Source organism: Candidatus Thiosymbion oneisti, assembly GCF_900092655.1.
GTDB classification, from domain to species: Bacteria; Pseudomonadota; Gammaproteobacteria; order Chromatiales; family Chromatiaceae; genus Thiosymbion; species Thiosymbion oneisti.
In genome coordinates this window covers 1-11,242 of record NZ_FLUY01000188.1, presented here as the reverse complement: position 1 = coordinate 11,242, position 11,242 = coordinate 1, and the positions used below count along the sequence as shown (strand labels likewise).

General features: G+C 62.1%; 9 protein-coding genes. 4 read left to right on the top strand and 5 right to left on the bottom strand.

Annotated elements, in window-relative coordinates:
- Positions 1–305 precede the first annotated feature (305 nt).
- On the bottom strand, positions 306–2,186 hold the full coding sequence (locus BQ17_RS01750) for a tetratricopeptide repeat protein (RefSeq protein WP_089724022.1): 1,881 nt from the start codon (positions 2,184–2,186) through the stop codon (positions 306–308).
- A gap of 816 nt (positions 2,187–3,002) precedes the next feature.
- Between BQ17_RS01750 and BQ17_RS01745 the strand changes: the two genes are divergently transcribed.
- From BQ17_RS01745 to BQ17_RS01740, 3 genes are all read left to right on the top strand, one after another.
- Positions 3,003–5,870: a CHAT domain-containing tetratricopeptide repeat protein gene (locus BQ17_RS01745; RefSeq protein WP_089724021.1), complete on the top strand. Its 2,868-nt coding sequence runs from the start codon at positions 3,003–3,005 to the stop codon at positions 5,868–5,870.
- 142 nt (positions 5,871–6,012) lie between these two features.
- Positions 6,013–6,180, top strand: a complete 168-nt coding sequence (locus BQ17_RS21265; protein ID WP_176722243.1) for a hypothetical protein — start codon at positions 6,013–6,015, stop codon at positions 6,178–6,180.
- Positions 6,177–6,413, top strand: a complete 237-nt coding sequence (locus BQ17_RS01740; RefSeq protein WP_089724020.1) for a hypothetical protein — start codon at positions 6,177–6,179, stop codon at positions 6,411–6,413. The genes BQ17_RS21265 and BQ17_RS01740 overlap by 4 nt, the downstream gene beginning before the upstream one ends.
- Here BQ17_RS01740 and BQ17_RS01735 read toward each other — a convergent pair.
- A complete protein-coding gene (locus tag BQ17_RS01735) occupies positions 6,364–6,723 on the bottom strand; it encodes a helix-turn-helix domain-containing protein (RefSeq protein WP_089724019.1) in 360 nt (119 codons plus the stop codon). The genes BQ17_RS01740 and BQ17_RS01735 overlap by 50 nt on opposite strands.
- Positions 6,724–7,529: 806 nt before the next feature.
- Between BQ17_RS01735 and BQ17_RS01730 the strand changes: the two genes are divergently transcribed.
- A complete protein-coding gene (locus BQ17_RS01730; RefSeq protein ID WP_089724018.1) occupies positions 7,530–8,231 on the top strand; it encodes a YggS family pyridoxal phosphate-dependent enzyme in 702 nt (233 codons plus the stop codon).
- Between the two features lie 421 nt (positions 8,232–8,652).
- Here BQ17_RS01730 and BQ17_RS01725 read toward each other — a convergent pair whose 3' ends face one another.
- From BQ17_RS01725 to rph, 3 genes are all read right to left on the bottom strand, one after another.
- The gene (locus BQ17_RS01725) at positions 8,653–9,096 is read right to left on the bottom strand and encodes a hypothetical protein (protein ID WP_089724017.1); all 444 of its coding nucleotides are present in this window, start codon (positions 9,094–9,096) and stop codon (positions 8,653–8,655) included.
- A gap of 337 nt (positions 9,097–9,433) precedes the next feature.
- On the bottom strand, positions 9,434–10,048 hold the full coding sequence (rdgB, locus tag BQ17_RS01720; protein ID WP_089724016.1) for an RdgB/HAM1 family non-canonical purine NTP pyrophosphatase: 615 nt from the start codon (positions 10,046–10,048) through the stop codon (positions 9,434–9,436).
- A complete protein-coding gene (rph, locus tag BQ17_RS01715) occupies positions 10,045–10,812 on the bottom strand; it encodes a ribonuclease PH (RefSeq protein ID WP_089724015.1) in 768 nt (255 codons plus the stop codon). Before rph ends, rdgB begins: the two co-directional genes overlap by 4 nt.
- Positions 10,813–11,242: the final 430 nt, after the last annotated feature.

Sequence of the window (11,242 nt, the reverse complement as noted above, 5' to 3'; positions counted from 1 at the left end):
CCCCGCCTGCGTGACACTCCGCGGCGCGGAGCTTCCGCGTTCCCACGCGGCACGTGGGAACGAGAGAAGATTTTGTTTGCAGGTGCACGAGAGGTGGCTGGCATACGGCGGATGGCGCAAGCTTATCCGCCCTACGCGGGCTGAAACCTTGTCCCGAGCGAAGCGAGGGATCCGGTCGCTGGAGTGGCCCGCCTGCATGACACTCCGCGGCGCGGAGCCTCCGCGTTCCCACGCGGCGCGTGGGAACGAGAGAAACCTCCTGACAACTGCCCGGCGGGATGCGGCCATCCCTGGCCTATCCCGCCCTACGGGGGCTGATCGGATCTTAGCTGTTCCAACAATCCCTGGACCCATTCCACTTCCGGTGCGGCTCCCACCGCCTGGAAGAGATCCAGACTCTTGCGATACATAGCCTCGGCCTGATCCAGATCACCCCGGGTCTGGTAAAGGATGCCCAGGTTGCCGTAAGTTCCGGCCATGCCCTCCTTGCGCCCCAGTTCCTCATCGAGATCCAGGCTCTTGCGGTACATGGCCTCGGCCTGATCCAGATCCCCCCGGGTCTTGTAAAGGACGCCCAGGTTGCCGTAAGCTCTGGCCATGCCCTCCTTGTGCCCCAGTTCCTCATCGAGATCCAGGCTCTTGCGGTACATGGTCTCGGCCTGATCCAGATCACCGCGGATTTGGTAAAGATTGCCCAGGTTGCCGTAAGCTCTGGCCATGCCCTCCTTGCGCCCCAGTTTCTCATCGAGATCCAGGCCCTTGCGGTACATCACCTCCGCTTGGTCCAGCTCACCGCGGATTTGGTAAAGATTGCCCAGGTTGCCGTAGGTAGTGGCCGTATACTCCTTGTGCTCTAGCTCCTCATTGATAGCCAAGTTCTTGCGGTACATAGCCTCCGCCTGATCCAGATCACCGCGGATTTGATAGAGGTTGCCCAGGTTGCCGTAGCCACTGGCCATGCCTTCCTTGCGCCCTAGTTGCTCCTCAATAGCCAGGCTCTTGCGGAACATGGTCTCTGCTTGGTCCAGATCACCGCGGATTCCATAAAGGATGCCCAGGTTGCCGTAAGCTCTGGCCATGCCCTCTTTGAGCCCCAGTTCCTTATTGAGCTCCAGGCTCTTGCGGTACATGGATTCGGCTTGGTCTAGATCACCGCGGATTCGGTAAAGATTGCCCAGGTTGCCGTAGTTACTGGCCATGCCTTCTTTGCGCCCCAGTTCTTCCTCGAGATCCAAGCTCTTGCGGTACATGGCCTCCGCCTGGTCCAGATCCCCGCGGGTTTCATAGATGTTACCCAAGTTGGAGTAAGCTCTGGCCATGCCCTCCTTGCGCCCCAGTTCTTTCTCGAGATCCAGGCTCTTGTGGTACATAGCCTCCGCCTGATCCAGATCCCCGCGGGTTTCATAGATGTTGCCCAGACCAATGTGGGCGGTCGCCAGAAACTCCTGATTGTGTCCGGCCTTGCCGAGTGATTCGACCTTGTGATAGGCCGCCTCGGCATCGTCCAGTGCGCCTGTGCGATAGAGGAGAAGTCCGAACCGATTCCAGCCGTCCGCATTCTCCGGGTTGAGCTCGGTGGCGCGCCGGTAGGCCGTGATCGCTTTGTCCGTGTCATGCAGGAAGGCGAGAGCTCCACGATGCCGGGCCGCTTCTGCTGCTGCCTGGTAAGCTGTCTTTCCTTCCGCGATTTTCCGTTCTTCGACTTCGGAGAAGATGGCTTCTGCAAGTGCGGTGTTTCCCTTGGCCGCGGCTGCGAGGGCCTCCTGGATGCGGGCTTGGGCGTCCGGAATCTCGGTTTGCTTGGGGATAGCGGTGATGGCTTCTTTCAAAGCCGCTTGCAGCGATTGTTCCCGCTCCTGGAACGCTGTCTCTCTTTGCCGGGCATCGGTCAAGGCTTGTTCTTTCCTCTCCAGCTCTCGGCTCAGGGTCTCGATGGCCTTGGCGACCGCCGGGTCGGTCTGGATAGTGACCTTGCTGCCGTCAGTTGCAATGACCGAGATCCCATTTCCAGAAGCCGAGGAGGTGACGTTCGGGGGGCGTTTGGGTGGCTCAATAACCAGCCAACCAACAAGTGCGATGGGCACGGTAACGCCGATTCCCTGGAACACCCAGATCTTGTGCTCACGCAGCCAATCCCACAACCGGGACCGGGAAATCTTGTTCGGGAGATCTTTGAGTATGCTCATGGCGGCTTGTCGCAGGCTGCACCAGGCTCAGAGTTGCAGAGTAGCACAAGGCCGACAGGCATTCCTGGAGGTCCCTGCCACTGACAGGGCAACCGAATGATAAACCCAGCTGAAACAAGCTGTTGGCAGGTCAGTCAATGGGAGCGGTCGGGTCATGGGCCCGCCCCTTTGGAGTGCGCCGGCAAAGCGCCGCGACCGGATCGATCCCCAGCGGTGTAGGCTACGAGGGCGGCAGATGCTTAGACTCGGTGGTGCGGCGTTTCCCACGCGGCGCGGCGACGGCGCTTTGGTTGTCGGGCGGTCCTGATCCAAAGCGGCGGCGGATTCGTGCCGGTCGCCATCCCGGTGCCACCAGCCAATCCACGCGGAATCACCCGCGGCACCGGGCCAGCCGGTTGCCACCGCACTCCAAAAGGGGATCAGGTCATCAGTCCGACCCTTTGGAGGGTGCCGCAAAAACGGTAGCGTCAGCTGCCAGTCTGTGAAATTTTTAAACCACAGAGAACACAGAGAAAGGCACGGCCAATTCTCTGTGTTCTCTGTGGTTCGAAACGACTTTAAAGATCAAAAGGCCTCGATCCGGTTTTCCTCATGTGTGTTCCGGTGCAGAATGAATGATTCCCGGAGCAAAGGACGCATAGGTTAGAGCGGGGTGTTATCCTCGACTCCAGCGATCGGGTTGGACAATCCTTACCCCCGATTCCACCACCGATCCGAAGATTCACGGTCTCCCCGAAAATTCACGGTCTCTATAGCGTAGGGCGACATCCTTGGGTGTCTGCCCGTACCGAACCCAAGCACAGGAAACATCGAAATATGGGCATCCTCAGACGTTGGTTAGGGAAAGGATCCGGGCAACCGGATCGCGCACAGATCCCCGGGTATGATGAGGACACCATACTGGCTACCGACCTGCGGACGATTCTCCGCGAGGTCAATAGCCCTGGCCAACCGAGTGACATGCCCCGCCGCGTCCGCTTGTGCCGGCAGGCATTGAACCTGACCGACCGGGGGCAGGCCCCGGATCTGTGGGCGGCACTGCAGGGCATGCTGGGGAGCAGCCTGGCTCAAAATCCACAAGGCGAGCGGGCCGAGAATCTCGAGCAGGCGATTCACCATTTTAAGCAGGCCCTCGAGGTACGAACCCGCACCGAGTCCCCCAAGCAGTGGGCGGGGATCCAGAACAACCTGGCGAACGCCTACGCGGACCGCATCCGCGGCGTGCGCGCCGAGAATATCGATCAGGCCATCCACCACTACCGGCAGGCCCTCCAGGTCATTACCCGCAGCGCCTTACCCGGACAGTGGGCGATGACCCGCCACAACCTGGCGCACGCCTATGCGAATCGCATCCACGGCGAGCGGGCCGAGAATATGGAGCAGGCGATTCACCATTTTAAGCAAGCCCTCGAGATACGCACCCGCACCGATCTGCCCGAGCAGTGGGCCATGACCCAACACCAGCTGGCGAACGCCTACGCGGACCGTATCCACGGCGAGCGCGCCGAGAATCTCGAGCGGGCGATTCAGCACTTCGAGCAGGCGCTCAAGGTGCGCACCCGCACCGCCTTGCCCAAGGAGTGGGCGACGACCCAGCACGACCTGGCGAGTGCCTATTTGATGCGCATCCGGAGCGAGCACGCCGAGAATCTCGAACGGGCGATCAACCACTTCGGGCAGGCGCTGGAGGTCCATACCCAGGCCGATTCGCCCCAGGATTGGGCGCTGACCCAACACGATCTGGCGAGCGCCTACCTGCTGCGTATCCGTGGCGAGCGCGCCGAGAATCTCGAGCAGGCCATCCGCCACTTCGGACAGGCGCTTGAAGTCTATACCCGGGCCGATTTGCCCGAGCAGTGGGCGCTGACCCAGCACGATCTGGCGCAGGCCTATGCGGGCCGCATCCACGGCCAGCGCGGCGAGAATCTCGAGCGGGCGATCAACCACTTCGGGCAGGCGCTCGAGGTCCATACCCGGGCCGGGTTGCCCGCCGAGCACAGACGAACGCAACGGGATCTCGGCGATCTGTACTTCGGTCAGGGGGACTGGGCGGCGGCGGAGACTGCCTATACCGCGGCGCTCGAGGCGGAGGCGGACCTGCGGTTACAGACCCATCCCGAGACCAGCCACCGCGGTGAGGCGGGCAGCCGCATCCAGGCCTATATCGATGTCGCCTATTGCGCGCTTCGCCTAGGGCGACCGGCGGCGGGCCTGTTGCGCCTGGAGCAGGGCAAGACCCATCTCCTGCGGGAGACCCTGGCCTTGAGCGAGGTCGAGCTGGCAGCGCTGCCCGCGGCCGATCGGCAGGCCATAGAGTCGGCACGGGAGGCCGTGCATGACCTCGAGGCGGAAATGCACCTGGCCCCGGATACCCCCGCCCGCCGTAGCGACCGCGAGCTGGCGGAGGCCCTACCCCAGGCGCGGGCCGAGCTCGACTACCTGATCGAGACCATCCACGCCGCGCGGCCCGAATTCATACCGACCGGCCTCGATCTGGGCGGGCTGCTGGATCTGATCCCCGCGGGGGGCGCCTTAGTCGTACCGCTCTTTACCTCCCAAGGTAGCGCAGTGTTCGTGGTCCCCCGGGGGACAGCGACGGTGACTCAGGGGCATCTCGTCGAGTTGGAAGGCTTCACCGCTGCCGATTTGCACACCTTGCTGCAAGGGCCACCGGATGAGCCGCAACCAGCCGGTTGGCTCGGCGCCTACAATAAGTACCGCATCTCCCCGGATAGCCCCTCGGTCAAACAAGCGTGGCTCGACCGGATCGAGACGGTGGGACGGGAATTGTGGGACGGGGTACTGGGGCCGGTCCATGAGCGGCTGCAACGCCAGGGCCTCCAGCAAGGTGCCCCCGTTCTCTTTATGCCCCAGGGTGGTCTGGGCCTGCTGCCGGTGCATGCCGCCTGGCGCATCCTCGACGGGCACAGGCGCTATTTTCTCGACGATTGGGCCATCCACTACCTGCCCAGCGGCTATGCCTTATCCGTCGGTCGCCGGCGCCTGCAGGAAGCAAGGCGCCAAGGCCAGAGGCTGCTCGCCGTCGTCAACCCGACCCAGGACCTCCAGTTCGCCCCGGCCGAGGGCAAGGCGGTAACGGCGCGCTTTTCCGACTTCCAGCGGTTGGAAGGGGATGCAGCCACGGTCGAGGCCATCATGCAGGCCACACCCGGCTGCCACTACCTCCACCTTGCCTGCCACGGGTCCTACGATTGGTGGGACCCGATGCAGTCCGGTTTGACATTGGCCGCGGGGCAAAGATTCACCCTCTCCAAGCTCATCGCCGAGCTGGATCTCAGTGCCTCCCGGCTGGTTACCCTCTCCGGGTGTGAGACCGGTGTTACCAATATCCGCCGTTCCCCCGACGAGTACTTGGGTCTGCCGGCCGGCCTCCTGCAGGCCGGGGCACCGGCGGTGATCGGCACCCTGTGGCCCGTCGCTGACCTGTCGACCGGTCTGTTGCTGGAGCGCTTCTACCAAAACCTGCTCGGCCACGACGGCAACCAGCCGCTGCCGGCGGCCTCGGCACTGCGCGCGGCGCAGTGTTGGCTGCGTGATGTCTCGGCCGCAGCCTTGCGCGAGAAAGGCGGCGCTGCGGCGGTTGCCCTCGCACCAGCGCAGGCAAGCGATACCCCCTTCTCACATCCCTACTACTGGGCCACCTTCACTTTTTCCGGGGCCTGAGGACCGACGCATGCTCAGAGTAAGCATTGACTGGTCGGCCCCGGCACAGGTATGAGGGCATCGATGAAGACCTTCTGTACCGCAGGTCCCGTAAGACCGGACGAGCACTATCATATCCCCGCGCTATTGCGGGGTCCGGGATGTGCGGGATTACCGCATCCATAACGGCGACAACCAGATCGTCCTCGGCGGCAGCGCCTTCAACATCAAATCCGCATCGCTCCGATTGGGGGACTTCAGCCGCGAGGATGTTGCCCTTCTCTATGCCCAACACACCGAAGCGACGGGCAGAGGTTCGAAGACGGGGTGATCGATTACGTCTTCGAGCAGACCGACGGTCAGCCCTGGCTGGTCAATGCCCTCGGCTACAAGGCCTGCTTCAGGGCCAAAGCGGCACGCGACCGTACCCGCCTGATTGGCTTGACGCTCCTGGCCGATGCCCGAGAACGGCTCATCGAGCGGCGGGATACCCATCTCGATCAGTCGTTTTTCCTCAATCCGATCCAACGGCCGGGTCCTCCACCCCCGCCATGGATTCGATGAGTGCCAACAGGGGCACCCGCAGCGTGAGCGGCAGGCCCTCCCAGGCGGCCAACAGGCGGTTCATCTGTCTCACGGCATAGTCACCATGCGGCTCCAGGACATAGCCTTCCTTACCGGTCGCCAACCACTCCATGCTGACCCCCAGGGCGCGCGCCAAGGCCGCCAGCGTACTCGGCTTTGCCCCCTTGGTTTCGCCGGACTCGATCTTGTTGATCGCGCCCGGCGTTACACCGACCCGCTCTGCGAGCTCGGTCTGTCTCAACTTTACCCGTCCCCTTGCATTAGCAACCCGATCGCCGAATGTGTTCATACTCAAAAACTACTTGAGCAATCGGTCCGTATGCTATATTCACTATGAATATATTCACATTTCGGGGTAGTAGGCATGACCAAGGCGGAGGCGATTCAGCGCTTCGGGAGCAGGCAGGCATTGGCGTTGGCGGAGGCGCCGGATCTGCGGATTAAAAAGACGTCTTCGCAGGCAACACCAAATAACGCCGAACAGTGCCGGGATCGAACAAGATCAATCCTGAATTATTCGGCGTTGTCGGGAGGGAAAAGATCCCTCCTGCGTCGGGACAGGGTTTGACGTGTTGCGTTCGACGCACCAAGGCGCGCTGATCGTCTGCCAGGTCAGTGCCAGCGTCTTAACGCAACCTACACCCACATGACCCCCCGCGCGGACCTCGCATCGAGTGTAGGTTGGGCTAGGCGCGCGGTCCGATCCCGAAGCACAGCGATGGAGCCGAACGCGCCGTAACCCAACACGCCAGACTTGTCCCGACGCAGGAGGGATCTTTTCTCATAACCAACACCAAATAACCCAGCACCGCGCTCGGACAGGCACGGCGTCGAACGCGCCGTAACGCAACACGACGCGAGGATCCGTTTTAACCAAACAGCTTCTAAGTAAGCTGTCTTGCTGAAATGGCGGATGAAGCGTATTACGTTTTTAAGTATAATTCTATCAATAATACCTTAAATAAGCAATCATGCCTTTTTAAAGAGGATAAATTTTTTTGGGAGGGGACGGAAAAAACACCCGTAGGAACATACCCTTGACCTGATAAACTAGATTCGGTTAACCATCCTCAGCTAACCATCCGGGGCGCAGAAATGGCTCAACTGACCCAGGGCGTGCCGGCACGCCTCGCTGCGGTGCGGGAGCGAATCCGTGCTGCCGAAGACCGCCTCGGGCGCAAGCCGGGTAGCGTGGCCTTGCTTGCCGTGAGTAAAAAGCAGGAAGTGGCGAAGATCCGCGCCGCCTTTACCGCCGGCCAGACGGCCTTCGGCGAGAGTTACGCCCAGGAGGCGGCCGAAAAGATGGATGCGCTCGAGACCCTGGGGGTCCAATGGCACTTCATCGGCCGCATCCAGGGCAATAAAACGCGCCACATCGCCGAGCGTTTTGACTGGGTGCACAGCCTGTGCAACCTCAAGCATGCCCGACGCCTAAGCGAGCAACGCCCGGCACGCCTACCCCCCCTGACGGCCTATGTTCAGGTTAATCTTGACCTGGAGCCCGGCAAGGCCGGACTGCCCCCGGCCCAGGTCGCCGATTTCATCACGGCCTGCGCGGGGCTGCCGCGACTGAAACTGGCTGGACTCATGACCCTGCCCGCGCCCGTGGAGGACGAGGAGGCCCGCCGCCGCCCCTTTCGAGCATTGCGTCTGCTACGGGACCGTATCGCGACGCCCGCGCTGCCGCTCCCGGTGCTCTCAATGGGCATGTCCGCCGATCTGGAGGCAGCGATCGCCGAAGGGGCGACCATGGTGCGGGTGGGAACCGCCGTCTTCGGACCACGCGAGGCTGGGTAAGGCGGCATCGGTCAGGACAAGCCCGCATAGGTCGGGTAAGGCGCGCCTGCCGGGAAGCTGCATTGGCCGCGGTGATTGGCGCGCCGTCACCCGACATCGGGTGGCCCAGCGAGGTAGGTTGTGGTGAGCCCGTAGGGCGGGTCAGGCGCGTGCGCCAAGCGCCGCGCTTGCCGCAGCGGTGGGCACGCCGTCACCCGCCGGATGGCAGCCTGTAGGTCGAGTCAGACCAGGGCGACGGCGGTGGCTGGCATACGGCGGATGGCGCAAGCTTATCCGCCCTACGCGGGCTGGCGGAAGCTGATAGTCGAGTTGCTGGGTTTCATTCCTCAACCCAGTCTACGGGCTATCCAACATACGAGTCACGTGGCAATTTGGGTTGATACAGAGGCCAATAGCGGAAGCTACGATATCCAGGACAACGCTAGTGGATACCAAAGTCTTGCATAAAGGGGTTGGCATCCGTTCGCTTGATGACAATGAAGCCGCGGTCCGTGGCACCATGGCAGGAGTTGCAGGTGGTTACCATGGCTTCGAATTTGGTTTCAATGAGCTGAAAGTCGCCGCCCTTTACTGCATTTTCAAACTGTTGGTAGGCCGGTTTCATGATGGTTCGCGCCTTCTGGCTAATGGGAAAACCGCCATAGCTTTCTACCGCGTCAAGCTCATCGATCGCTTCCTCCAGCTCGTGCGTGTAAAAACGCAACAGCTCGATATTCTTTGCGCGTAATGACAGGTCTGCCTTATGGCTATAGGTTTGAAGCGCGGTCATTATATCGATTAGAGGAGGTTCTTCACCTTCAGCGGCGATAGATTTGACAGGCAGAAGTGCCAAAGCGAAGGTGACAGCTAACATGGTTTGCGACATGGTTTTCTCCTGGATGGTGGTAAATTCATAAGTTGTGATGAGCTACCCCAGCCCGCGTAGGTCGGGTAAGGCGCGCCTGCTGTGAAGCTGCATTGGCCGCGGTGATTGGCGCGCCGTCACCCGACATCGGGTGGCCCAGCGAGGTAGGTGGTGGTGAGTGCCTGCCTACCGCCCCAGCCCGTAGGGCGGGTCAGGTGCGTGCGCCAAGCGCCGCGCTTGCCGCAGCGGTGGGCGCGCCGTCACCCGCCGGATGGCAGCCTGTAGGTCGAGTCAGACCAGGGCGACGGCGGTAGCTAGCATACGGCGGATGGCGCAAGCTTATCCGCCCTACGTGGGCTCAATCCACACCCCCGAGGCGGCGCACCAACTCCCGCAATGCCTGGCCGCGGTGGCTGAGCCGATTCTTGGTAGTGGCAGGCAGCTCCGCCGCGCTGCAATCCTCCCCCGGAACATAGAACAGGGGGTCATAGCCGAAGCCGTTTGCGCCCCGAGGGGCGGGCAGAATACGCCCCTCCCAGGTACCCTGACAGATCAGGGGGGTGGGGTCTTCACCGTGACGCAGGTAGACCATCAGGCATTGGAAGCGGGCGCTACGCGCCTCCTGGGGGACATCCTGCAGCACTTCGAGGAGCCGTTCCAGATTCGCTTGGTCGGATGCGCCCACGCCGGCGAAGCGGGCGGAGTAGATGCCCGGCGCTCCGTTCAGGGCGTCGACTTCGATCCCCGAGTCGTCGGCGATCGCCGCCAAGCCGCTGTGGCGGGCCGCGCTGCGGGCCTTGAGGAGCGCATTCTCGACAAAGGTCAGGCCGGTCTCCTCCACCTCCGGCACACCGAATTCGCGCTGGGGCACCACCTGAATCCGAGTTGCCTTAAGCAGCGCGTTGATCTCCCGGACCTTACCGGGGTTGTTGCTGGCAAGGACGATGGGGCCGTCCCGGTGTGCTCCGCTCATGGCTCCACCCTTCCACTGCGCGCCGGTGGGAGTATCGATTCAGCCAGGGGTTCGGCCAGGGCCGCGCGCTGGGCCGCCAGGAGCTCCCGCATGCCGGTTTGCGCATAATCCAGCATCGTCTCCAGTTCGACGCGGGAGAAGGGCTTGCCCTCCGCCGTGCCCTGAATCTCCACCCAGCGCCCATGCTCGTCCATGACCAGATTCATATCCGTCTCGGCACTGCTGTCCTCCGCATAGTCCAGGTCGAGCACCGGCTCCCCCTGGTAAATGCCGACGGAGACGGCGGCGATCTGGGCGATCAGCGGATCGCCGTCCAGGACCCCCTGCTCCAGCAGACCATGTACCGCGTCGTGGAGGGCGATCCAGGCGCCGCTGATGGCGGCGGTGCGGGTCCCCCCGTCGGCCTGTATGACATCGCAATCCAGGGTGATGGTGCATTCCCCTAAGACCTGGAGGTCCACCGCGGCCCGCATGGAACGGCCGATCAGGCGTTGGATCTCCAAGGTCCTGCCGCCCTGCCTCCCGCGGGCGGCCTCCCGCGCGGTGCGCTCGCCGGTGGCGCGCGGGAGCATGCCGTATTCGGCGGTGATCCAGCCGCTGCCGCGGCCCTTCAAAAAGCCGGGTACCCGTTCCTCCACACTGGCCGTGCACAGCACCCGGGTAGCGCCGAATTCCGCCAGGACGGAACCCTCGGCGTAACGGGTGAAACCGCGGGTGAAGGCAAGGGGGCGCAGTTGGTCCGCGCGGCGCAGAGACGGTCGCATCGAGCACTCGCTGTAGGATTTTCGTAACGGGGGCTACCATCTTCTGCGCCCCGGCGCGTCCCGTCAAATCCGCCGCGTCTCACCCTGGTACGCCGTTTCTGCATACTTTGCATATATCCCGTAGGGTGGGCTGTGCCCACCATCCAAGCACAGTATTGGTGGGCACAGCCTACCCTACGGGTTTGAGAATGAAAAATAAGGTGAAGCATTGTACTAGTACCTAGTTTCGACCGATATTGCTGGTTGCCACCTGATCCCCTGTTTTCGACATAGATTGCAAGTTCATAGCCGTGATATAAGCGTGCTGGTAGACCCCGGTAGCATCGATTAGGAGGTACCCGATGAACAAAAAATGGTAGTGGTATTTTTTAAATGCTAGAGTAGAATAACTCATCTACAAAATCAATCAAAGGGGTTTTCAGTCATGATT